Consider the following 20,256-nt stretch of genomic DNA (forward strand, 5'->3'; position numbering starts at 1 on the left):
CGTCGCCCGATTGGAGTCGCCCACTCCGGGGTGTCGCATCCGAGTCGCCGTATCCGGTGCGTTTACGCACGCCGCTCGCCCACGGTGACGTATGTTCCCGGAGTTCGAAGTCGTCCCCGCGGTCGACATGCAAGACGGCGAGGTCGTCCAGCTCGTACAGGGCGAACGCGGCACCGAGAAGACGTACGGCGACCCGGTCGAGGCCGCCCGCCGCTGGGTCGACGCCGGCGCGGAGACGCTCCACCTCGTCGACCTCGACGGCGCGTTCGAGGGCCAGCGGAAGAACGCCCCGGCGGTCGACGCCGTCCTCGACGCGGTCGACGTGCCGCTCCAACTCGGCGGCGGCATCCGCACCGCCGCCGACGCCCGCGACCTCTTGGACCGCGGCGTCGACCGCGTCATCCTCGGTACCGCGGCCGTCGAGAGCCCCGACATCGTCGCCGAACTCGCCGCCGACTACCCCGACGGCGTGATGGTCAGCCTCGACGCGAAAGACGGCGAGGTCGTCGTCTCCGGGTGGACCGAGGGCACCGGCCTCAACCCCGCAGAGGCGGCCGCTCGCTACGAGGACCTCGGCGCGGCGGCCATCCTCTTTACCGACGTTGACGTGGAGGGGCGACTCGAAGGCGTCCACCTCGATACGACCTCGGCGGTCGTCGACGCGGTCGACATCCCGGTCGTCGCTTCCGGCGGCGTCGCCTCGCTCGACGACGTCCGTGCGCTCCGCGAGGCGGGCGCGGCGGCGACCGTCGTCGGGACCGCGCTCTACGAGGGGCGGTTCACGCTCGAAGAAGCCATGGAGGCGTAGCCGAGTCACCGGCGCACCGAGACGCGCCCGAGACGCCGCGCGGCGCTACGCGTCGAGGTACGGGCCGACGGCCGCGACGAGGCTCTCGACCGTCCCGTACACGCCGACGGCGACGAACAGCGCGCCGATACTCACGGTCACGGGGCGCGAGGTCGCGAGGAAGGGACCGGCGAGGACGAGCATACTGACCGTCACGACGTCCCGTTTCGGACTGCCGGTCGCTCCGTGCCGCATCAGTCGCTCGCCCCCGGACGACTCGGCTCCCGCCGCGTCGATTCGGTCTCTCCCATTTCAGACGCCCCCGCCGAGCACCGCCGCCGCGACCGCGAGCGTCACCAGCGCGACGCCGAGCGCGACAGCGACCCCGGACCCCGCGGTGAGCAGGAGTCCCCCGACGCAGATGGTGTACCCCACCACCACCGCTCCCTTTCGCTGCATACCCCACCCTACGCGTCCGAAACCATGAACGTCCGTCAGACGGGCGTCTGACGCGGACGGCCTCGCAGTCGACCTCGTTCGACGACGAGAATCCCTATATGCGCGGCCCGCCTCGAACGCGACATGAGCGACGCCGACCGACGCGCGGCCGTCTCCCGCGAGACGTCCGAGACGACCATCGACGTGACGCTGTCCATCGACGGCGACGGCGACGCGGTCGTCGACACCGGTATCGGATTCTTCGACCACATGCTGGAGGCCTTCGCCAAACACGGCCTGTTCGACCTGACCGTCCAGTGCGACGGCGACCTCCACATCGACGACCACCACACCGTCGAGGACGTGGCTATCGTCCTCGGCGAGGCGTTCACCGAAGCGCTCGGCGACAAGCGCGGCATCGTCCGCTACGCCGACCGGAAAGTCCCGCTCGACGAGGCCGTCGCCTCGGTCGTCGTGGACGTGTCGGGTCGCCCCTTCTTCGAGTTCTCGGGCGAGTTTTCCCAGCCTTCCGTCGGCGAGTTCACCAGCCACATGGCCGAGCACTTCGCCATGTCGCTCGCCATGAACGCCGGCCTCACGCTCCACGCGGGCGTCGAGGGCGACAACGCCCACCACGAGGTCGAGGCGCTGTTCAAGGCGCTGGCGCGGTCGCTCGACGACGCGACCCGCGTGGACCCGCGGCGCTCGGACACGCCGAGCACGAAAGGAAAACTGTAGTCGCCGTCTTCTCTCCGTTGATTCCGCGCGTTCGACCGCTCAGGGCCGCCGGAGCGTCCCCGAGTCGTCAACGAGCAGACCGCGTTCGATAGCGTAGTCGAAGATGTCGGCGACCTCGTCGTCGTCGAGGTCGTACGCGCCGGACGCCAGCGCCTCGACCTCCGCCCGCTCGACGGGGAACTCCCGGTTCTGGAGGATGCGGATGACCTTCCGGAACTTCGGCGGCTCCTCCCCCCGGCCGGATGACTCGGGGCTAGCCTGTGTCTCCTCGGCGGCGGCCGACTCGGGTTCGTCGTCGGTCTGTTCTGCGTCGTCGGCCGGTCGGGTTTCGTCGGTCTGTTCTGTTTTGTCGGTCTGTTCTGTTTCGTCGGAGTCGTCGGCCTCGCCCGGCGAGTCGTGGTTCGCTGGCTCCGGCGGCGTCGGCGCGGGGTCGACCGCGTTCACGTCGACCGAGGCGGCCTCGCCGACCGACCCGCTCGCGGTCCGTTCCGGTGCCGCGGACGCGCCCGTCTCGGCCCGCGCGTCGTCGGCCACGTCTACGTCGGCATCGACGCCGAGCCGGGAGAGAAGCGGTGCGATGACCTCGCTCAGGGTCTCCTCGCAGTGCTCGCAGAGGACGACGCGGCGCTGGTCGTCGGCCGGCGTCAACGCCGGTGGCAGTACCTCGAACACGCCGACGGCGTCGGCCCCACAGAAGTCGCAGGTGCGTAGTTCGCGCATAGACGACGGGTCTCCGCGCCGACGGTTAAACCCATTCCCCGGCCGCGGCGGCGATGGCCTGCTCGCGGGGTCGCCCCCGGACCCCTCGGCCGTGGCGTCGTCGGTGACGGACCACTTAATGTACCCGCCCGCAAATCCCCCGACCAACGAATGTTCGACGAGATTATGGAGAAGTTCGAGGGCAGTCCGAGCCAGCAGGCTGTCATTCGGCTCCTCTTGGAACGGGGCTTTTCCGTCAACGACCAGGGACGGGTCGTCTCGGGCGGCATCGAGATACCGAACACCGGCATCGCCCGCGAGGCCGACGTCGACCGGCGGGTCGTCGACTCGACGACCGACGCCATCCTCGACGACGAGGAGCTTCGACGAATCTTCCAGAACATCTCGTCGATTCCGAGCCTGATGGACCTCGCGCCGGTGCTCGATCTCTCCGTGCTCACCGTGGAGGTCGCCGACGCCGACGAGCCCGGCATCGTCGCCACCGTCACCTCGAAACTCGCCGACGCGAGCATCTCGATTCGCCAGACGATAAGCGAGGACCCCGAGTTCACCGACGACCCGAAGCTCTACATCATCACCGACGAGCCGATTCCCGGCGACCTGCTCAACGACCTGTCGAACCTCGATTTCGTCCGTCGCATCACTATCGCCTGAGCCGGCCCGTCGGCCCCGCGAATATTCTGTCAACGGCGCAATAAGATTCTTGTGACCTCACGCGGTAGGTGTTCACATGGGTACCATGCGAAGTTGCATGTGCTGTGGTGAGCCGATTTCCGAGACGCGCCACCTCTGCGGCGTCTGCATCCAAAACGGGTGTACATCGTACGCGGACGCCTGCGGTCAGTAGCGCGTCGCTGTTTGGTCCCCGTCCCCGTCTTTTCGCCATCCCTGTCCCTTCGCCGTCCGCCGCCTTCCCCGGCGAGTCCACACCGCCTGTCCCTTCGTCGGTGCGCCGCGACGCGGTGCGAACGCTTTTCCACGCCGCGCCGCCAACTCGGGAGCATGCCCGACGCCTATCGAACCGTCGCCGGCCGGGCCGACGCCCGCTTCGAGGTGAACGGCTCGGAGTTCATCGGCTACGTCTCCCCCGCGGAGACGGTCGAGGAGGCGGAGGCGTTCGTCGCCGAAATCGAGGAGCGCCACCCCGACGCCACCCACAACGTCCCCGCCTACCGGGTGCCCGCGGGGTCGGCCTCGTCGTCGGTCCCCGGCGGGGGGAGCGTCATGCTCCGCGAGTACCAGAGCGACGACGGCGAGCCGAGCGGCTCGTCGGGCAAACCGGCGCTCAACGTCCTCGTCCAGCAGGACGTGCGCAACGTCGCCGTCGTTGTGACGCGCTACTACGGCGGCACCAACCTCGGCGTCGGCGGCCTCGCCCGCGCGTACTCCCGGGCCGTGAAGGAGGCGCTTGACGCCGCGGGCGTCGTCGAGGAGATACCCCACGAGCGGTTCACCGCGACCGTCGAGTACGACGACTCGGGGAGCGTTCGCGGGCTCTTAGAGAGCGCGGGCGTCGAGTTCGACGCCGCCTACGAGGCCGAGGTGTCTTTCGAGGTCCGCGTCCCGGTCGAGGACGGCCCGGACCTCCGCGACCGAATCCGGAGCGCGACCAGCGGCCGCGCGGATATCGAGTAACCCGGGCGCGAAGTTCTGTTTTCGGCGGTCAGTCGGTCGGTTCGGCCTGCTCCGCGACGGTCGGCGCGGCCTTGTCGCCCGCCTCGCGGCGGTTCTTCACGGCCAGCGCGCCGAACAGCGCCCCGCCGACTGCGCGCATGGCGAGGTCGACGGGGACCGTGTTGGGAACCTCCCCGACGAGTCCGAGGAAGCCGCCGAGGTCGAACGCGGCGTTCAACAGGAGCATCGGCGCCATGAGGAGGAACGCCGAGAGGGCGAACAGGGCGCGTTCGGTCTGCGACACGCGGCTGTAGAGGTAGCCGATGACGGTCGCGCCGAGTCCGATAACGCCGACGAAGACGCCCGCGACCGGGATGACCACCTCGGGAACGAAGTAGCCGACGTCGGCCACGTCGGCGAACGTGATGACCGCCGCGGCCTCGCCCCGTCCGCGGAGGAGCAGGATGCCCGGCGTGAGGGCGAACGCGAACGGCACGATTGCCTTGTTGAGCGACAGCGAGAACGCCTTCGTCCCGGTCCGGAACGGATTGGACCGGGCGATGCCGGAGGCGGCGTACGCCGCGACCGCCACCGGCGGTGTGATGTCCGCTATCACCCCGAAGTAGAGGATGAACAGGTGGGCCGCGAGCAGTGGAATATCCGAGGACTGCGCGATGGCGGGCCCGAGCAGTGAGACGAGGATGATGTACGTCACCGTCGTCGGCATCCCCATCCCGAGGATGATTGAGGCGATGGCGGTGAAAAGCAGTAAGAGGACGATAGAGCCGCCTGCGACCGCTTTGATGAGTGCGGTCAGGTTCGGGCCGAGGCCGGTCGCGCTGACGACGCCGGGGATGATACCCGCGGCGGCGACGGCGACGACCACCTCGGTCGACGTTCGCGCGCCGGAGTCCATCGACTTCCCGATGAACGTCACGTAGCGGAAGACGTTCAGGTCCGACAGCGACGGCCGCGAGACCGCGGTCGCGACGTTGTCGGCCGCCTCGTCGACCGCGTCGTCGAACTCTAACAGCGGCGAGTCGAGCGCCGGTCGGACGAGCATCACGACGAGACTGACGACGATGGCGATGATGCCGAGGTCGCCGGCCGTGGCGAAGAGCGCGGCGGTCGCGCCGAGCGGTTCGCCGGTCCCGCCCGTGACCGCGTCGACGACGCCGACGCCGGTGGCGACGTACGAGCCGAGTTGCGCGACGAACGCCGCCGCGATAGCGCCCAAGAGGGGGACGCGGGTCCGCTTGCTGTACGCCGCGACGACGGACAGAAGCGCCATGATGGCGATGAGCGTGAACCACGCCGAGCGCGCGACCGTCAGGCGCTCGACAAGCAGGTAGTACATGAGCAACACGAGCGGGATGAGGTAGAACCACCCGCGGGCGAGGTGTTTGCCGAGGTCGACGACCTCGGAGCGGTCGAGGCCGCCGATGCCCGTCCGGGTCGCTTCGAGGTGGACCATCACCCACACGCCGAAGAAGAACACCACCGCGGGGATGGCCGCCGCGATGATGATGTCGGAGAAGGGGACGCCGATGAACTCTATCATGAGGAACGCCGCCGCGCCCATCACCGGCGGGAGAATCTGGCCGCCGGAGGAGGCGGAGGCCTCGACGGCCCCGGCGAACTCCGGGCGGTAGCCGGAGCGCTTCATCAGCGGGATAGTGAACGCGCCGGTCGTTACCGTGTTCGCGATGGAGGAGCCCGAAATAGTCCCCATGAAGCCGGACGCGAGGATGGACGCCTTCGCCGGGCCGCCCTTGCGGGTCCCGGTCGCGGCGTACGCGAGGTCGATGAACCACTGGCCGGCCCCGGACATCTCCAGGAACGCTCCGAACAGGATGAAGATGTAGATGAACTGCACGGAGACGGTGACCGGGATGCCGAAGACGCCGTTTTCGGTGTTGTACCAGAGGTTCTGGACGATGTTCGCCCACGTCCCCTCGGGGATGGACAGCACGCCGACCAGCGGCGTCGACGGCGAGATGAGGTAGCCGAACTTCGCGTAGACGATGAACGAGGCGACGATAACCATCAGGTAGAACCCGAGCGAGCGGCGGGTCGCCTCCAAGACGAGGAGGACGCCGACCGCGCCGAGGAAGAACGGGTAGGACACGTCCGCGAAGGGGAGCACGCCGATGACTGCGACGACCGCGTCGGCGAGGAAGCCGAGCGGCCCGAGCGCGTCGCCCAACGAGACGAACGGTGCGCCGAGGTACTCGGCGACCGTCCGACCGGCTTCGAGGCCGAACACGCGAAGTTGCTGTATCTCGGACCACTCGAACACCATGTAGGCCGCCGTGGCGACGGCGAGCACGATGCAGAACACGTCGAGCGGCGTCACGCGCTCGCGGTCGGGGTCGACCGCGAGCCATCGGACGAACCGGCGGAGCGCCGCGGCACCGCGGGTGAGCGGGTGGTCCTCGCCGAGGTTCGACGCGAGGCTCGGGACCACGCGACCGAGTGCCGTGGCGAACCTGCCGTGGCCGGTCGTCGCCGGGAAGAGAGTGAACGCCAACACGAGCGCGAAGGCGACGTGAATCGAGTTCACTTGCAGGAGTTGGAGCGCGCCGAGCGACACCTCGCCGACGAGCGGCAGTGTGGCGGCGAACTCGAAGCCGCGGGCGGCCAACCACGACTGGAAGACGGAAAACGAGATGGCGACGAGCGACGTGAGAATCGCCGCCCAGCCCGAGAGCGTCCGCTTTCGGTCGATGCCCTCCAGCATCTCCTGTGCCTCCTCTTCGGATAGTTCTTCGTCGGTACTCGCGGCCTCGCGGTCGTCGTCCGCGGGCGGTTCGCCGCCGTCGGTTCGAACCGGCGGGTCGCCCGGTGCCGCGCCGGACTCCGGTCCGGACCGTGAGGCGTCTTCGTCGTCGGGGCCGTCGGGTCGGCCCTCGTCGTGTGTTCGGTTCATCGTTGGTCAGTGGAGGGCGGCGTCGAGGACGGAGCGGTGCGTGACGTACAGGCGGACCGAGCGCGCGTCGGAGAGCGCCACGAGGTCGTAGGTCTGGTCACCGACGTGTAGCTTGTGGCCGGCGATGCGGCCGGGTTTGACGTACAGGTCCTCGTAGCTCCCCTCGGGGTCGAAGACGAACGAGCCGTTCTCGGTCGTCACGTTCGCCCGCGCGGGGAGGCCCGCACCGTAGGACTTGAACTCCATTCTGGTCATGACGAGCTCGCCCCCTTGGACGGCGTAGGCGTCGAGGACGCGCGTCTTCTCGACGCTGTGGGTGTATTCGAGCGCGACGGTCGTGTTCTCTTCGACCGGAATCGTCTGTAGTCGCTCGCCGGTCTCGGCGTCTTCGACGACGAGCGCCTGTCCGGCCGGGACGGCGGCGCTCCCGCCGACGGCGACTGCCAGCACCGCGACTACGACGAGGAGGCGTGTGGGTGTCGAATCAAGCATCGAAAGTGGGTAGGAAACCGCTGTTCGAAAGTGAAGCGAAGCGTCCCGCGTTAGCCGAAGTAGGCCTGCGCGCCGGGGTGGAGCTCGATGGACATGCCGTCCTGTGCGCTCTCCTTGGAGATGAACTCAGTCTTGATGGTGAGTTCGTCGACGTTCTCGAAGATGGCGCTCGTGACCGACTCGACGGTCGATTCGGGCTGTTCGGCGTTCGTCGCGATCATGGCCTGAACCGAGACGGTCGGCGCGGGGTTCTCCAGACCGTAGGTGCCCGACGGGACCTCGTCGTCGGCGTAGAACGGTGCGGCGTCCTTGACGGCCTGCCGGTTGTCGCCCTCGATGGGGACGATGCGGACGTCCTCGGTCGCGGCGAGTTCCTCGATAGCGCCGACCGGCCAGCCGCCGACGACGAACGCGGCGTCGATGTCGCCGTTCTTCAGCTGGTCGGAGGCCTGCGAGAAGCCGGTGTTCTGCTCGCTGTAGTCGGAGATGCCGAGGGCCTCGAGAATCTGGGTCGCGTTGACCTGCGTGCCGGAGCCGAGGTCACCGGTGTTGATGGTCGCACCGGAGAGGTCCGACGGCGTCTCGATGCCGGTGTCGGCGAGCGTGACGAGGTGAATCGTCTCGGGGTAGAGCGTGGCGACGCCGCGGAGGTTCTCGACGGCGTTGCCCTGAAACGCCTCGATGCCCTCGCCGTTGCGGGCGAAGTAGGCCACGTCGTTCTGAATCAGCGCGAAGTCCGCGTCGCCGCGGGCGAGGCTCCCGACGTTCTCGACGGACGCGCCGGTGGACTGCACCTGAAGCGTGAAGTCGGTCTGCGCCTCGACGACCGACTTGAACTCGTTCGAGAGGGGGTAGTACGTGCCGCCCGTGCCGCCGGCGTGCCACGAGAGTCGGGTCTCTTCGCCGCCCGTGCCGCCGGATTCGGTCGTCGTCTCCTCGGCGGCGGTAGTGGTCTCTTCGCCACCGGATTCGGTCGTCGTCGTCTCTTCGCCGCCGCCGCCGGAACAGCCGGCGAGGCCGGCGAGGCCAACGGCACCTGTCGCGGCGATAAACTGTCGGCGGTCAAGCTTCCGAGTCATATAGTGTCATTCGGCACGATACGTATTTATGGCTGTTCATGTCAACGGCCAGCTAATCCCGATGTTCCCCATTGACACTGCCAGATAGCTACCGATTTTTGAATTGTACTTCGATAACGGTGCATATCCCTGAACTGGTCGGTCGAAAGAGAACCGCAGTCTCGGGGTGTCGATTCGATTCGGTCGGGTCCCGGCGTGCCGGTCTCTCCGCGTTCGCCTTCGAATTTTTCCCGTGCGTTCTCGGGCGGTTCGACCCGAAACGAAGGGGTTCGGCGAGTCGGGTCCCGACCCCGGCACACCCCGTGCAAATACCTCTCACAGTAGTCTACTGGGGTACGGTTCGGGACGTTCGACTCGAACGAAAAACCGGCCGCCGGAAGCCTGTTTTCGACCCGAAGTGAGGGGGTTCGGACGGCGGTTCGCCGGACCCCGGCTGTCAGGCATCGGGGGACGCGACTCCGCATCGGTGCCGTCAGTCGACGATTATCTCGGAGTCCGTCGAGTCGTCCGACGACTGCGTGGGCGACATCTGTTCTTCGTATCGGGTTATCCAGTCGGCGAAGCAGGTCGGACAGAGCCGCTGGTTGTCCACGGTCGAGCCGTCGACCTGCAACTGGACCGCGCGGGCGAGGGCGTCTTCGACCGCCCGCCCACAGCCGTCGCACGGGTCGCTCATCGTCGGTACCCTCCGGTGGCGCGAGGTTCGTCCATGCGTCGGAGGTGCGCGGGCGGTAACTTAGTCGTTACCCGAATCCGGGTCGGTGGCCGAGGCGGCCGTCGACGACTCCCGCGCGTCGATGCGAGGCGCGCTGAGACCGAGTTACGTCGTGCGGAACGCGCGGTCGCCGGCGTCGCCCAGCCCGGGGACGATGTAGCCGTCGTCGTCGAGGTAGTCGTCGATGGCGACCGTCAACAGGTCGACCTCGGGGAACTCGTTGTCGACGCGGAGCAGGCCGTCGGGGGCGGAGACGGCCGAGAGGACGAACAGCTTCTCGGGGTCGACGCCCGCGTTTTCGAGGATGTGGTCGAGGACCGAGCACATCGTCGAGCCGGTGGCGAGCATCGGGTCGGCCACGATGACGGTGTCCTTCTCCGTGATTTCGGGGAGCTTCACGTAGTCGATGGTGATGGGGAAGCCGCCGTCGTCGTCCATCCCCGCCTCCTCGTCGCGGCCGGCGGAGATGACGCCCTGCTTCGCCCGTGGGAACGCCTTGAGCAGTCCCTCCACGAACGGCGTCGCGGCGCGGAGCACGTTGATGATGACGACGTTGTCGAGCCCTTTCACGCGCTCGCCGGTCGTCTCAGCCAGCGGGGTCTGGATGGTGACGTACTCGGTCTCCATCGCGCCGTCGATTATCTCGTAGCCACAGATGCGGCCGAGTTTGACGAGGCCTTTCCGGAAGGCGACCTGCGTCGTCTCCACGTCCCGGAGGCGCGAGAGCGTGTCCTTCGCCAGCGCGTGCGTGATGAGGTACGCGTCGTCTCGGTCTTCGATGGGCATCTTACTGAGAAGGCGGTTCCCCGAAGGACATAAATGCGGCTATCGGCCGCAAGCGGTTCCCTGCGGGTAGTTCACGCGTAGAGTGGGTCGGTGACTCATCCCGTGGTTTCAGTTCGTCACGAGGTACGTGACCGCCGTGAGCACGAGGGCCGCCGACGCGACGTTGACGACCGAGAAGGCCGCGAGGTCGAGGTACGACAGCCCGTAGACGACTACCGCCGCGAACGCCGTCGAGAGGACGAGGTTCATGACGAACAGTACCCGCGGGTCGCCCTCGCCCCACGCTATCTCGTCGGCTCCGCGGTCCTCGTCGTCGCGTCCGGCTCGCTCAGACTCGCCGCTCATCGTCCGCCCTCCGGGGCCGTGCCCGCGGTCGGGACCGACTCGCGCTCCCGGGTCGGCTCCGCGAGCGCGACCTCCGCGCCGGGGTCGGTCGGGTAGTCGCCGGCGTCCGCGGACGCGCCGGGGTCGAGCAAGTGGGCGTCGAGCGCGGCCGCGAGTGCGCCTTCGTCCATCCCGCGGCCGATGAACACCAGTTCGGTCCGCCTGTCGCCGTGGTCGTCGTGCCAGTCGAGTTCGGGGTGGTTGCGGCGGTAGGTGTCCTGTTCGAACTCGGGGCGCGAGGCGACCCACGGGCCGGCGGCGGCGACGTACGCCGACGGGCCGGCCTGACTGTAGGTGTAGTGGACGTCCTCGGCCCCGGCGATCCACAGCGAGCCCTTGGCGCGGACGACCGACCCGGGGAGGTCTCCGAGGACCGCGGCCGCGCCGTCGGGGTCGAGCGGTGCCCGGCGACGGTAGACGAACGAGGTGACGCCGTAGGTCGCCTCGGCGTGCGGGGTCTCGTCGTGGTCGCTGTAGTCGTGTTCGTGTTCGTGGTCGTCGCGGTCGTGTTCGTGGTCGCTGTGGTTGTCGTGGTCGTCGCGGCCGTCGCGGTCTGCGTCCGCGTGCTCGGCGTGGTCGTGGCCGCCCTCGCCGTCGTCTCCGCCCGTCCCGTCCTCCAACGCGGCCCGCCAGCCGACGGGCGCGTCGGGGTCGTGAAGGTCCGACAGGAGCAGGTCCACGTCCACGTCGCCGTGGGCCGTCTCCACCACGGTCGCGCCGGGGCGAAGCGCCTCGACCGCGTCGCGGACCGCCGCGAGCTCGGCGTCGGAGACGAGGTCGCGCTTGTTGAGGACGACGAGGTCGGCGCTCTCGACCTGCTCGACGAGGAGGTCCGACAGCGGGCGCACCGAGCCGTCTCCCTCCTCGGCGACGGTTCGGTCGGGGTCGCCGCCGCCGAAGGTGTCCGCGAACAGTCGCGAGTCGACGACCGTCGCGAGGCCGGCCACGTCGTAGCGGGCGGCCGCCCGCGAGGTGACGAACAGCCGGGCGACCGGCCCGGGCTCCGAGACGCCCGAGGCCTCGACGACGAGGTGGTCGAACGACCGCTCGCGCGCGAGGCGGACGACCGCGGTTTCGAGGTCGTCCTGTAGCTCACAGCAGATACAGCCGTTCGAGAGCTCGGTCACGCCGTCGCCGACCGCGAGGTCGGACTCCTCGGCGACCAGTTCGGCGTCGACGTTCACCGAGCCCATGTCGTTGACGAGCACGGCGATGTCGCGGTCGCCGGCGTTCGTCAACAGGTGGTTGAGAAGCGTCGTCTTGCCCGCCCCGAGACTCCCGCCGAGCACCGTCACCGGAATCGTCTCCCCCGCGTTCATGAGCGGGCCTACCGGGTCCGCACATATGAAATCGCAGGTAACCAGCGCGGACGTTCGTGAACGATACCCTTTTGTCCGAAAACGGGTGAGTGTGTAAACTGATGACGCTCGCCGTGCGCATCGAATCCTTCCGCGAACTCGTCGAAGAGTGGCTCCGCGGCCTCTACCACGGGATGATTTCGCATCCCGCCTACGAGAAGATCGAACAGCAGGCCGAGGACGACGAGGACGCGTTCATGCTCGCGTGCTTCCCCGACGCGTTCGGCATCCCCTCGCCCATCTCCTACTACACCGCCGAACTGCTCCCCTATCTCGAAGACGAGTTCGAGGCGTGGGAGCGGCGGATGTGGGACCGCGGGTCGCTCCTCGAACGCAAGGGCCACCAATATCACTTCTAACATGCGCAAATTCGTCTTCTTCGGCGGCAAGGGCGGCGTGGGCAAGACGACGATGTCCAGCGCCTACGCGGTCAAGTGCGCCCGCGACGGCGTCCGGACGCTCCTCGTCTCGACCGACCCGGCCCACAGCACGAGCGACGTGTTCGACCAGTCGTTCACCGACGAACCCGCGGCCGTCGCGGACGAGTCGAACCTCGACGCGATGGAAATCGACCCCGAGACCGAGGTGCGCGAGCACCTCATGGAGACAAAGCGGGCGATGGGCGACCAGGTCAGCCCGGCGATGGTCAACGAGATTGACCGGCAGATAGAGATGGCCCACCAGACGCCCGGCGCGTACGAGTCGGCGCTGTTCGACCGTTTCATCGACGTGATGCGCTCGGCGGACGACTACGACCGGGTCGTCTTCGACACCTCGCCGACCGGCGGGACGCTCCGACTGCTCTCCCTGCCGGAGTACCTCGACGGCTGGATTCAGCGGCTCCTCCACAAGCGTAAGGAGTCGGTCAAACTGTTCGAACGCGCCGCCATCGGTAACAACGAACCCCGGCGGATGATGGACGGCGACCCTATCATCGCCCGCCTCGAACAGCGCCGCGACGACTTCTCGTTCGCAAAGGAGACGCTACAGGACGCCGCCGCCTTCTTCCTCGTCGTGAACCCCGACGAACTGTCGCTCCGCGAGACGGAGCGCGCCATCGACCAACTCGACTCCTTCGGCCTCGACGTGCGCGGCCTCGCGGTCAACCGCCTCACGCCCGAACCCGACCCCGACGAGTCGGGGCGGGGCGCGACGTTCTTGCGCGAGCGGGTCAAGACAGAGCGCGAGCGACTCGCCGACCTCCGCGAGAATTTTTCACCGCCGCTCGTCGCCGCCGTCGAGACGCGGGTCGCCGAGGTCAAAGGCGACTTCCTCGGCGAGGTGGCGGCCGAACTCGCCGTCGACACCGCGCTGGATACTCAGTAAGCTGTCACGACGGGCCGAATAGCGAGAGTTTTCGGCGTCCCTCGCCGATTGAACCTGTCGTTCGAACACGATACATTCCTATCTATCGTTAATGTTAAGGTGGGCATTTTCGTGTCACCGAATGGGGCAGCGTACCATGGTACAAGTCATTTGGATGGTCGTCACGGTACTCGCGTTGTTTACCGTCGGGTATCTCGGTTACTCCCGATATCTCGCGCAGTTCGTCGAACTCGACGACAGTCGTGAGACGCCAGCGCACAAGTACGAAGACGGTCAAGAATACGTTCCGGCGAAAAAGCCGGTGTTACTGGGGCATCACTATTCGAGCATCGCGGGCGGCGCGCCGATTGTCGGGCCGATTACGGCGGGCGTGGTGTGGGGTTGGGCCCCCGCGCTCGCGTGGATCGCAATCGGGAATCCGCTTCTCGGGAGCGTCCACGACTTCGTGTCGCTGTCGAGCAGTCTGCGACACGACGGGAAGTCCATCGGCTACATCATCGGCGAGTACGTCGGCGAGCGCGGCAAGAACATGCTGTTGTGGTTCGCGTTTCTCACCATCGTCCTCGTCGTCGCGGTGTTCGCCCTCGTGGTGGCCATCGTGTTCAACGCCTATCCGGAGGCGGCCACGGCGAGTCTGGTGTACATCGTCCTCGCGGTGCTGTTCGGCATCTACCTCTACCAGCTGAACCTCCCGTTCCTGCTGGGGACCGTCGCGTTCGTCATCGCGATGTTCGCCGGCGTCTACGCGGGGATTCAGTTCCCGGTTGCACTGTTCGAACCTGCGGCCCGCGCGCCCGCCGAGACGTTCGTTCTGTTCTCCGGCTCCGGCGCGTGGCTCCCCGGTGCGAGCTCGTTCAACGGGAACACCGCGGCGTGGGTGCCGATTATCCTCGTCTACGGGGCGGTCGCCAGCGCCCTTCCGGTGTGGGTGCTTCTGCAACCCCGCGACTACCTCTCGTCGTTCCTGCTGTACGCGGGCGTCGGCGGCGCGCTCGTCGCCATCGTCGCGGGCACGCTCTTCACGACCCCGACTCAGCCGCTCGTGACGAACCTCGAACCGTACTACGGGTTCATCGGCCGCTCCGGCGCGCCGCTGTTCCCGCTTCTGTTCATCACTATCGCCTGCGGGACCATCAGCGGGTTCCACTCGCTCGTCTCGTCGGGGACGACCTCGAAGCAACTGAACAAGGAGTCCGACGCGCGCGTCATCGGCTACGGCGGCATGCTCGGCGAAGGTCTCCTCGCCACCGTCGCGCTGGCGACGGTCGCCATCGTCGCGCCCGACGTGGGCGGCGGTATCGGCCTCGCCCTGCCGACGTTCGCGGCGGGCGGCGGCGTCATCCTGTCGAGCTTCGGTATCCCGACCTCCTTCGGCGGGCCGTTCATGGCCCTCGTGCTGGTCAGCTTCCTTCTCACCTCGACCGACACCGCGGTTCGCCTCGGTCGCTACATGATGGAGGAAATCGTCGGGACGCCCGAGACGCCGGTCGAGGAGTTCGCGACCAACCGCTACGGCAACGCGTTCGTGCAGTCGCTCCCGGCGTACATCCTCATCACCAGCGGCTCGTGGCTGACGCTCTGGCAACTGTTCGGCGGCGCGAACCAGCTTCTCGCCGCGCTGGCGCTTCTGACCGCGACCGTCTGGCTGGCCAACTGGGACGACTCCAAACAGCTTCTCAGCACGGGCTTGCCGATGGCGCTCATGACGACCATCACGTCGCTCGGCCTGCTGTGGCTCGCGTTCCACGACAACATCTACGCGAAGTTCATGAACCCCGAGTGGATGGCCTCGGCGGGCACCTTCACGATGGTGTCGGCGGTCGTCCAAATCGTCCTCGCGCTGGTGCTCGTCTATCTGGCGCTGTCGCTGGCGAAAATCGGCTACGACAACATCAGAGACGCCCGGAGTTCGGGCGGCGGCGGTAGCGGCGGTCGCCCGCGACCGAGCGACGACTGACGCGCGGTCGTCCGGTTCGGCCTCTGACCACCGACCCTTCGACTCCGTTTTTCTCACCGACGCAACGTCCCGAGAAGCCGGCCTAACAGCCCGTCTGCGACCGCCGGCGAGCCGTCGCTCCAGAGCGTGAACGCGGCGACGGAGTCGGCGTTGCGGCTCGCAACGGCGTCCTCGTCGGTCGGCGCGACGACAGCGAGGTTCAGTTCGTAGTGGCCGTAGTAGCCGAACTTCAGGAGCGTTCGGTCGGCGAAATCGGACACGAACGCCCGGACTTCCTCCGGCACCGCGTCGGCGACGAGTACGAAGGTGAAGTCCGTCCCGTAGTGCTCCTCGTCGGGGTCGATCCACTCGTCGGCGAGCCCGTGGCCCAGTTCGACGAGCCGTTCGAGTTCGGCGACCGTCGCCGACTCGACCCGCCGCGCGAACATGTACTCCATCGCGCGGTGGTTGGCGTAGTTGATCGACTGGTGGAGGAACTGCTTTTGGCTCTCCATCCGCATCGAGCCGAACAGGTCGAACCGCTCGCCGCGGACGGCGTACTCCCGCTCCAAGTCGTAGTTGTACATGAGCCGCTCGGCCGTCCGGTCGAGGTACGCGTCGTCCCACTCGGGGCGGTCGGGGGCGGGACCAGATGTCGATGCGTCCGGCTCGCTCGACTCGCCCGACTCGTCCGGGTCTCCGGCCCCCCCAGCGTCCTCGGGTTCGACGCTCTTCATTCCTCGTCGGGGTCGTAGGGCACGGCGTCGCCCGACACGGCCGGCGAGCCGAGCGCGAGCAGTTCGACGGCCTCGTCCGCGTCCTCGGGGTTGTACGCCCGGTGTGGGCTCTCGGGGTCGGCGACGAACAGGCCGTCGGCGTCGACCTCGAACGTCTCGTCCGGCGTCTCGACGAACAGCGTCCCCGAGAGGACGTAGAACGCCTCCTCCTGTTCGGTGTGGTAGTGGTAGGCGAGCGGCACCTGCTCGCCGGGAGCGGCCCGGAAGCGGTTGAGTGCGACGGTCTCTAAGCCGCCCTCGCCGCTGATGCGGCGGAGTTCGCACGGGCGGTCGTCGGCGGGTTCGACAGCGGTGGCGTCCACGACGCGGTATCCCATGAGACGGAGCAACACGTTCGAGCCTATAAGCCCGTCGCGACCCGCTCGGAAACCAAGATTTATTCGTGATGGTTCCGAACTGCGGCGCATGGCAGACTCGCCCCGCGAGGCGTGCGGCCGGTGTTCGATGACGACCGTCGTGGACGCCGCCGCGAGCGAGGACCGCGACCCGTTCGGCGACGACCGAATCGAGCTCGACGCGTCGGCGCTCCGGGCCGCATCGCCGGCGGCGTGGCTCGGCCGGGTGTCGGCCCGCCTCGACGCGGCGGCCGAGCGCTTCGTCTACGGCGACCGCTAGACGTTCTCACCCGTGTGCCAACCAGTCTCCTCGTAGAGTTTATACCGTTTGGCGCGTATTCCCGTCAACGACAATGGAAGAGAGCATCTCCGGGTTCAAACGCCGCGGCACATGGGATGACGTCGTCGAACACGGGGAGCGAATCACCCGCGCGCTCCGCGACGCCGACGTCGACAGCACCGCCTTCGACGACTGGGACGAGTGGCGGCCGAAGTCCCACGAGCGACTCGGCGAGGACGTAAACGAGAAGACGGCCCAGCAGGCCAGCGTCGGCGAGGGCGAAGGCGAGAAGGCGGGCAAGACCCCCAACGACGACCTCAAGACGGCGGGAGAGAAGCTCTCCCGCTCCTACGAGCGGGTCGAAGAGGGCGACAACGAGGGGGCCGTCGAGTCGTGGCAGGACTCCATCAACTACGTGGCTCGCGCGGCCGACTCCGCCGGTCGGAAGGCGCTCCGCAAGGTCGAGGACACGGTCTACCGCAACGTGATGACCCAGTTGGCCCCGTACTACTTCGACAACGAACTCGTGAGCGCGAACATCCAGCGGGTCGGCCGCGGCTCCGGCGACGAGCGGTTCGTCTTCGAGGTGAACGTCAACGACGACGAGCTGAAGTCGAAGGTGTCGGAGACGTTGCGGGGCTTCGAGGACGACATCGACCGCTGGCACATCGACACGCCGAAGGAGACCGAGGTCGCGGAGGCCGTCGAGGGCGTGGAGACGCCGACGACGGACGAGGAACACCGGTCCAACTGGACGACGAACTGAGCCGGGTCCGGTTTCGGCTCGACTCGTCGCCGCCGACACGCGCGTCTGTCGGCGCTCGCCGCCATCGACAATACTGATACCGCTCGCCCGCGACCCTCCGGTATGCCCGAGCCGCTCCGAGTCGAGTCCGGCGAACTGACCGCAGACGAAATCCTCGACGCGCTCCGCGAGGGCCGCCGCGTCGTCGTTCGAGCGGAACTGCTCGGCGGCATCCACGAGGTGACGCTCCGCCACGACGGCACGGTCTTTTACTGCGACACGCCGACGACGCTCCACAAACACGAGGACGAAGACGGGATGCGAGCCTGCGTGCTGAAGATGGGCTACGCGAAGGTGGAGTAGCGTCGATGCGGCGTCCCGGTCGCGGCGGCCGCCCGCTCGCCTGTAGGTGAGGGTTTAATCCGACACACGGCGAACAGGTGTGCATGGCCGACGCACCGGACATGGGCGAACTGATGGAGACCGAGGACCCGAACTTCGGACAGGTCCTCGCGTGCGTCTTCGGCATCCAGAGCCACGAGAGCCGGACGTATCTCGCACTACTCGACAACCCCGGAAGCACCGTCGCCGAACTGGCGGAGGTGCTCGACCGCGACCGGAGCAACGTCAACCGCTCGCTGACGACGCTCCTCGACAAGGGCCTCACCGAGCGCAAGCGCCGCCTGCTCGACCCCGGTGGCTACGTCTACCAGTACACGGCGACCCCGCTCCCCGAGGCCAAGGAGATGATGCACGCCGCGCTCGACGAGTGGGCAGAAGACGTTCACGCCCGCATCGACGCCTTCGGCGAGTCGTAGGTTGTCGGCCGACCGCGTTCCCGGCGAGTCCGTCGCCCGGCAGGTGCCGCCCAAACCCACCCGCTTTTGTCCCTCTGGTGCCACCGCCCGAGCAATGAGCCTCGAACTCACGGCACCCGCCCCCGAGGAGCCATCCGTCGCCGACGACGGCACCTGGCTCGAATGTATCGCGTGCGGCGCGCAGTTCGCGCCGTTCGAGGACGTTCGGTACACCTGCGACGACTGCGACGGCCTCCTCGAAGTCCGCTACGCGTCCCCGCCGACGTGGGACGACTTCGAGGGCCGCGGCGTCTGGCGCTACAACGCCGCGCTCCCCTTCGAGGAGGGCGTCTCGCTCCCCGAGGGCGCGACGCCGCTCCACGAGGTCCCGCGCCTCGAAGCCGACGTGGGCGTCGAGACGCTCCGCGTCAAACACGAGGGGATGAACCCCACCGGGTCGTTCAAGGACCGCGGCATGACCGTCGGCGTCCGCGTGGCGAAGGAACTCGGCGTCGGCCGCCTCGCCTGCGCCTCGACCGGCAACACCTCCGCGGCGCTCGCCGCCTACGGCGCGCGCGGCGGGATGGAGACGCTCGTGTTGCTCCCCGCCGGCAAGGTCGCCGCCGGGAAAATCGCGCAGGCGTCGCTCCACGACGCGCGCATCCTCGAAGTCGACGGCAACTTCGACTCCTGTCTCGACATCGTGCAGGACCTCGCCGCTCGCGGCGAGGCGTACCTCCTCAACTCGCTGAACCCCTTCCGACTGGAGGGCCAGAAGACCATCGGCCTCGAAATCTTAGAGGAGTTCCACGAGGACTACGGCACCTACCCGGACCGCATCGTCCTCCCCGTCGGCAACGCGGGCAACACCTCCGCGCTCTACAAGGCGTTCCGCGAACTCGTTCAGTCGGGCGCACTCGACGCCGCCGACGTGCCGAAGTTGACCGGCGTGCAGGCCGAGGGCGCGGCCCCGATGGTCGAGGCCATCGAGAACGGCTGGGACGAGACCCGCCGCTGGGAGGACGTCGAGACGCGCGCGACCGCCATCCGCATCGGCAACCCGGTCAACGCGCCGAAGGCGCTCCCCGGCATCCGCGAGACGGGCGGCACGGCCGTCGCCGTCTCCGACGAGGAAATCACCGAGGCACAGCGCGACCTCGCGGCCGAGGGCGTCGGCGTCGAACCCGCCTCCGCCGCCTCGGTCGCCGGCCTCCGAAAGCTCCGCGCCGAGGGCGTCGTCGACGCGGACGAGCAGGTCGTCTGTCTCACGACGGGTCACCTCTTGAAGGACCCCGACGCGGCGTTCGAAGCGGGCGACGACCCCGAACCCGTCCCGAACGACACCGAAGCGGTCCTCGAACACCTCGCCGAGTAGGACGACTGGCACGGTGCCGACCGTCGTCGACGGTCGCACACGAGGGCTGGCGGAGCCGTCAGACCGGGGGCGATGACGCGCGTCGGGTGCGCGTCTGACACATTCTTTTCGTTCTGTGGTACTTCGTGCCACACGATGTCGCTCAGTAGCATGCCGACCGGAACCGTCAGTCGGGACGGGGCCGGGTCGAGAACGTACCCCCCGGACGGAACCGAGACCGGGTCGTCCGCGACCGCGGCCTCGTCGCCGTCTTCGTCTTCACCCGCGTCCGCGCCGCCCCACAGCCGTCAGTCGTCCCCCGCTGACGCCCGCGGTCGAGACGCCCTCCGGCGCGAGAACGAGGCGCTCCGCCGCGCGAACGCCCGGCTCAACGCCCGCCTCGACAGCGCCGACGCCGACCGAAAGCGGATAATCGACCGCTACGAACGGCTGTTGGCCGAGAACCGGGGTCGCAGTCGAACGCAGGCGCACGGCCGTTCGGGCCGGCGGAACGACCGGTCTCGCCGCTCGGGGGCGGAGTCGAACGCGGCCGACGCGGTGCGGACCGCCGTCGGTCGCGTGGTCGACCGGGTCGCGTCGGCGCTCGGCCGACGGTAGCGCGGGAGTTCTTTCAGAAAGAGGTGCG

The 20,256-nt window shown here is 68.1% G+C and carries 25 protein-coding genes; 13 read left to right on the forward strand and 12 right to left on the reverse strand.

What is annotated here, in order from left to right:
• The first annotated feature begins 91 nt into the window (after nt 1-91).
• Complete coding sequence (gene hisA, locus ACFQI8_RS13540) at nt 92-808, forward strand: 1-(5-phosphoribosyl)-5-[(5-phosphoribosylamino)methylideneamino]imidazole-4-carboxamide isomerase (RefSeq protein WP_390245620.1); 717 nt, start codon at nt 92-94, stop codon at nt 806-808.
• Nucleotides 809-853: 45 nt separating this feature from the next.
• On the opposite strand, the gene ACFQI8_RS13545 is transcribed toward hisA, so the two are convergent.
• Both ACFQI8_RS13545 and ACFQI8_RS13550 read right to left on the reverse strand, forming a co-directional pair.
• The gene (locus ACFQI8_RS13545) at nt 854-1,042 is read right to left on the reverse strand and encodes a hypothetical protein (RefSeq protein ID WP_390245622.1); all 189 of its coding nucleotides are present in this window, start codon (nt 1,040-1,042) and stop codon (nt 854-856) included.
• A 57-nt stretch (nt 1,043-1,099) separates the two neighbouring features.
• Nucleotides 1,100-1,246 carry a hypothetical protein gene (locus ACFQI8_RS13550; RefSeq protein WP_390245624.1) on the reverse strand — a complete coding sequence of 49 codons (147 nt, stop codon included), beginning with the start codon at nt 1,244-1,246 and terminating at the stop codon, nt 1,100-1,102.
• Between the two features lie 123 nt (nt 1,247-1,369).
• Between ACFQI8_RS13550 and hisB the strand changes: the two genes are divergently transcribed.
• The gene (gene hisB / locus ACFQI8_RS13555) at nt 1,370-1,963 is read left to right on the forward strand and encodes an imidazoleglycerol-phosphate dehydratase HisB (RefSeq protein WP_390245626.1); all 594 of its coding nucleotides are present in this window, start codon (nt 1,370-1,372) and stop codon (nt 1,961-1,963) included.
• Nucleotides 1,964-2,002: 39 nt separating this feature from the next.
• Here the strand turns inward: hisB and ACFQI8_RS13560 are convergent, their stop codons facing one another.
• On the reverse strand, nt 2,003-2,683 hold the full coding sequence (locus tag ACFQI8_RS13560) for a hypothetical protein (RefSeq protein ID WP_390245628.1): 681 nt from the start codon (nt 2,681-2,683) through the stop codon (nt 2,003-2,005).
• A gap of 150 nt (nt 2,684-2,833) precedes the next feature.
• On the opposite strand from ACFQI8_RS13560, the gene ACFQI8_RS13565 reads away from it, so the two are divergent.
• The gene (locus tag ACFQI8_RS13565) at nt 2,834-3,337 is read left to right on the forward strand and encodes an ACT domain-containing protein (RefSeq protein ID WP_004968711.1); all 504 of its coding nucleotides are present in this window, start codon (nt 2,834-2,836) and stop codon (nt 3,335-3,337) included.
• Between the two features lie 348 nt (nt 3,338-3,685).
• On the forward strand, nt 3,686-4,318 hold the full coding sequence (locus tag ACFQI8_RS13570; RefSeq protein ID WP_390245631.1) for an IMPACT family protein: 633 nt from the start codon (nt 3,686-3,688) through the stop codon (nt 4,316-4,318).
• A gap of 28 nt (nt 4,319-4,346) precedes the next feature.
• Here ACFQI8_RS13570 and ACFQI8_RS13575 read toward each other — a convergent pair whose 3' ends face one another.
• The 7 genes from ACFQI8_RS13575 to ACFQI8_RS13605 all read right to left on the reverse strand — a co-directional run bounded on the left by ACFQI8_RS13575 (nt 4,347) and on the right by ACFQI8_RS13605 (nt 12,001).
• Nucleotides 4,347-7,226: a TRAP transporter permease gene (locus ACFQI8_RS13575; protein ID WP_390245633.1), complete on the reverse strand. Its 2,880-nt coding sequence runs from the start codon at nt 7,224-7,226 to the stop codon at nt 4,347-4,349.
• Nucleotides 7,227-7,232: 6 nt separating this feature from the next.
• The gene (locus ACFQI8_RS13580; RefSeq protein ID WP_390245635.1) at nt 7,233-7,718 is read right to left on the reverse strand and encodes a DUF1850 domain-containing protein; all 486 of its coding nucleotides are present in this window, start codon (nt 7,716-7,718) and stop codon (nt 7,233-7,235) included.
• Between the two features lie 50 nt (nt 7,719-7,768).
• Nucleotides 7,769-8,797, reverse strand: a complete 1,029-nt coding sequence (locus ACFQI8_RS13585; RefSeq protein WP_390245637.1) for a TAXI family TRAP transporter solute-binding subunit — start codon at nt 8,795-8,797, stop codon at nt 7,769-7,771.
• A 472-nt stretch (nt 8,798-9,269) separates the two neighbouring features.
• Nucleotides 9,270-9,473: a DUF7569 family protein gene (locus ACFQI8_RS13590; RefSeq protein ID WP_390245639.1), complete on the reverse strand. Its 204-nt coding sequence runs from the start codon at nt 9,471-9,473 to the stop codon at nt 9,270-9,272.
• Nucleotides 9,474-9,617: 144 nt separating this feature from the next.
• Nucleotides 9,618-10,298 (reverse strand): uracil phosphoribosyltransferase, encoded by a 681-nt coding sequence (upp, locus tag ACFQI8_RS13595; RefSeq protein WP_004044864.1) that lies wholly within the window; start codon nt 10,296-10,298, stop codon nt 9,618-9,620.
• 108 nt (nt 10,299-10,406) lie between these two features.
• Nucleotides 10,407-10,643: a hypothetical protein gene (locus ACFQI8_RS13600; protein ID WP_390245641.1), complete on the reverse strand. Its 237-nt coding sequence runs from the start codon at nt 10,641-10,643 to the stop codon at nt 10,407-10,409.
• On the reverse strand, nt 10,640-12,001 hold the full coding sequence (locus ACFQI8_RS13605; RefSeq protein ID WP_390245643.1) for a CobW family GTP-binding protein: 1,362 nt from the start codon (nt 11,999-12,001) through the stop codon (nt 10,640-10,642). Before ACFQI8_RS13605 ends, ACFQI8_RS13600 begins: the two co-directional genes overlap by 4 nt.
• Before the next feature lie 101 nt (nt 12,002-12,102).
• On the opposite strand from ACFQI8_RS13605, the gene ACFQI8_RS13610 reads away from it, so the two are divergent.
• The 3 genes from ACFQI8_RS13610 (at nt 12,103) to ACFQI8_RS13620 (ending at nt 15,323) form a co-directional block, all read left to right on the forward strand.
• A complete protein-coding gene (locus ACFQI8_RS13610; RefSeq protein ID WP_390245645.1) occupies nt 12,103-12,399 on the forward strand; it encodes a DUF7990 family protein in 297 nt (98 codons plus the stop codon).
• 1 nt (nt 12,400) lies between these two features.
• Nucleotides 12,401-13,366, forward strand: coding sequence for an ArsA family ATPase (locus ACFQI8_RS13615; RefSeq protein ID WP_390245647.1), 966 nt, complete (start codon nt 12,401-12,403; stop codon nt 13,364-13,366).
• A 136-nt stretch (nt 13,367-13,502) separates the two neighbouring features.
• Nucleotides 13,503-15,323, forward strand: coding sequence for a carbon starvation CstA family protein (locus tag ACFQI8_RS13620; RefSeq protein ID WP_390245649.1), 1,821 nt, complete (start codon nt 13,503-13,505; stop codon nt 15,321-15,323).
• Nucleotides 15,324-15,376: 53 nt separating this feature from the next.
• Here the strand turns inward: ACFQI8_RS13620 and ACFQI8_RS13625 are convergent, their stop codons facing one another.
• Together ACFQI8_RS13625 and ACFQI8_RS13630 are read right to left on the reverse strand one after the other, a co-directional pair.
• Nucleotides 15,377-16,039 carry a DUF8052 family protein gene (locus ACFQI8_RS13625; protein WP_390245651.1) on the reverse strand — a complete coding sequence of 221 codons (663 nt, stop codon included), beginning with the start codon at nt 16,037-16,039 and terminating at the stop codon, nt 15,377-15,379.
• Complete coding sequence (locus ACFQI8_RS13630) at nt 16,036-16,416, reverse strand: cupin domain-containing protein (RefSeq protein ID WP_390245652.1); 381 nt, start codon at nt 16,414-16,416, stop codon at nt 16,036-16,038. Before ACFQI8_RS13630 ends, ACFQI8_RS13625 begins: the two co-directional genes overlap by 4 nt.
• Before the next feature lie 88 nt (nt 16,417-16,504).
• Between ACFQI8_RS13630 and ACFQI8_RS13635 the strand changes: the two genes are divergently transcribed.
• From ACFQI8_RS13635 to ACFQI8_RS13660, 6 genes are all read left to right on the forward strand, one after another.
• Nucleotides 16,505-16,714 (forward strand): hypothetical protein, encoded by a 210-nt coding sequence (locus ACFQI8_RS13635; RefSeq protein ID WP_390245654.1) that lies wholly within the window; start codon nt 16,505-16,507, stop codon nt 16,712-16,714.
• Nucleotides 16,715-16,787: 73 nt separating this feature from the next.
• A complete protein-coding gene (locus ACFQI8_RS13640) occupies nt 16,788-17,480 on the forward strand; it encodes a DUF5828 family protein (RefSeq protein WP_390245656.1) in 693 nt (230 codons plus the stop codon).
• 102 nt (nt 17,481-17,582) lie between these two features.
• The gene (locus ACFQI8_RS13645; RefSeq protein ID WP_390245658.1) at nt 17,583-17,822 is read left to right on the forward strand and encodes a hypothetical protein; all 240 of its coding nucleotides are present in this window, start codon (nt 17,583-17,585) and stop codon (nt 17,820-17,822) included.
• 83 nt (nt 17,823-17,905) lie between these two features.
• On the forward strand, nt 17,906-18,277 hold the full coding sequence (locus tag ACFQI8_RS13650) for a helix-turn-helix domain-containing protein (protein ID WP_004044838.1): 372 nt from the start codon (nt 17,906-17,908) through the stop codon (nt 18,275-18,277).
• 94 nt (nt 18,278-18,371) lie between these two features.
• Nucleotides 18,372-19,631: a threonine synthase gene (gene thrC / locus ACFQI8_RS13655; RefSeq protein ID WP_390245661.1), complete on the forward strand. Its 1,260-nt coding sequence runs from the start codon at nt 18,372-18,374 to the stop codon at nt 19,629-19,631.
• A 135-nt stretch (nt 19,632-19,766) separates the two neighbouring features.
• Nucleotides 19,767-20,228 carry a hypothetical protein gene (locus ACFQI8_RS13660; protein WP_390245663.1) on the forward strand — a complete coding sequence of 154 codons (462 nt, stop codon included), beginning with the start codon at nt 19,767-19,769 and terminating at the stop codon, nt 20,226-20,228.
• Nucleotides 20,229-20,256: the final 28 nt, after the last annotated feature.

It is taken from the genome of Haloferax chudinovii, from assembly GCF_042663345.1.
Taxonomy (GTDB): domain Archaea; phylum Halobacteriota; class Halobacteria; order Halobacteriales; family Haloferacaceae; genus Haloferax; species Haloferax chudinovii.

What these genes read in the sequence shown, in the direction of transcription:
- ACFQI8_RS13550 (WP_390245624.1), bottom strand. Translation starts at nt 1,246, where the DNA reads ATGCAGCGAAAGGGAGCGGTGGTGGTGGGGTACACCATCTGCGTCGGG.
- ACFQI8_RS13570 (WP_390245631.1), top strand. Translation starts at nt 3,686, where the DNA reads ATGCCCGACGCCTATCGAACCGTCGCCGGCCGGGCCGACGCCCGCTTC.
- ACFQI8_RS13605 (WP_390245643.1), bottom strand. Translation starts at nt 12,001, where the DNA reads ATGAACGCGGGGGAGACGATTCCGGTGACGGTGCTCGGCGGGAGTCTC.
- ACFQI8_RS13615 (WP_390245647.1), top strand. Translation starts at nt 12,401, where the DNA reads ATGCGCAAATTCGTCTTCTTCGGCGGCAAGGGCGGCGTGGGCAAGACG.
- ACFQI8_RS13640 (WP_390245656.1), top strand. Translation starts at nt 16,788, where the DNA reads ATGGAAGAGAGCATCTCCGGGTTCAAACGCCGCGGCACATGGGATGAC.
- ACFQI8_RS13620 (WP_390245649.1), top strand. Translation starts at nt 13,503, where the DNA reads ATGGTACAAGTCATTTGGATGGTCGTCACGGTACTCGCGTTGTTTACC.
- hisB (WP_390245626.1), top strand. Translation starts at nt 1,370, where the DNA reads ATGAGCGACGCCGACCGACGCGCGGCCGTCTCCCGCGAGACGTCCGAG.
- ACFQI8_RS13610 (WP_390245645.1), top strand. Translation starts at nt 12,103, where the DNA reads ATGACGCTCGCCGTGCGCATCGAATCCTTCCGCGAACTCGTCGAAGAG.
- ACFQI8_RS13660 (WP_390245663.1), top strand. Translation starts at nt 19,767, where the DNA reads ATGTCGCTCAGTAGCATGCCGACCGGAACCGTCAGTCGGGACGGGGCC.
- ACFQI8_RS13545 (WP_390245622.1), bottom strand. Translation starts at nt 1,042, where the DNA reads ATGCGGCACGGAGCGACCGGCAGTCCGAAACGGGACGTCGTGACGGTC.
- ACFQI8_RS13590 (WP_390245639.1), bottom strand. Translation starts at nt 9,473, where the DNA reads ATGAGCGACCCGTGCGACGGCTGTGGGCGGGCGGTCGAAGACGCCCTC.
- ACFQI8_RS13625 (WP_390245651.1), bottom strand. Translation starts at nt 16,039, where the DNA reads ATGAAGAGCGTCGAACCCGAGGACGCTGGGGGGGCCGGAGACCCGGAC.
- upp (WP_004044864.1), bottom strand. Translation starts at nt 10,298, where the DNA reads ATGCCCATCGAAGACCGAGACGACGCGTACCTCATCACGCACGCGCTG.
- ACFQI8_RS13645 (WP_390245658.1), top strand. Translation starts at nt 17,583, where the DNA reads ATGCCCGAGCCGCTCCGAGTCGAGTCCGGCGAACTGACCGCAGACGAA.
- ACFQI8_RS13575 (WP_390245633.1), bottom strand. Translation starts at nt 7,226, where the DNA reads ATGAACCGAACACACGACGAGGGCCGACCCGACGGCCCCGACGACGAA.
- ACFQI8_RS13630 (WP_390245652.1), bottom strand. Translation starts at nt 16,416, where the DNA reads ATGGGATACCGCGTCGTGGACGCCACCGCTGTCGAACCCGCCGACGAC.
- ACFQI8_RS13580 (WP_390245635.1), bottom strand. Translation starts at nt 7,718, where the DNA reads ATGCTTGATTCGACACCCACACGCCTCCTCGTCGTAGTCGCGGTGCTG.
- ACFQI8_RS13650 (WP_004044838.1), top strand. Translation starts at nt 17,906, where the DNA reads ATGGCCGACGCACCGGACATGGGCGAACTGATGGAGACCGAGGACCCG.
- ACFQI8_RS13600 (WP_390245641.1), bottom strand. Translation starts at nt 10,643, where the DNA reads ATGAGCGGCGAGTCTGAGCGAGCCGGACGCGACGACGAGGACCGCGGA.
- ACFQI8_RS13565 (WP_004968711.1), top strand. Translation starts at nt 2,834, where the DNA reads ATGTTCGACGAGATTATGGAGAAGTTCGAGGGCAGTCCGAGCCAGCAG.
- thrC (WP_390245661.1), top strand. Translation starts at nt 18,372, where the DNA reads ATGAGCCTCGAACTCACGGCACCCGCCCCCGAGGAGCCATCCGTCGCC.
- hisA (WP_390245620.1), top strand. Translation starts at nt 92, where the DNA reads ATGTTCCCGGAGTTCGAAGTCGTCCCCGCGGTCGACATGCAAGACGGC.
- ACFQI8_RS13635 (WP_390245654.1), top strand. Translation starts at nt 16,505, where the DNA reads ATGGCAGACTCGCCCCGCGAGGCGTGCGGCCGGTGTTCGATGACGACC.
- ACFQI8_RS13585 (WP_390245637.1), bottom strand. Translation starts at nt 8,797, where the DNA reads ATGACTCGGAAGCTTGACCGCCGACAGTTTATCGCCGCGACAGGTGCC.
- ACFQI8_RS13560 (WP_390245628.1), bottom strand. Translation starts at nt 2,683, where the DNA reads ATGCGCGAACTACGCACCTGCGACTTCTGTGGGGCCGACGCCGTCGGC.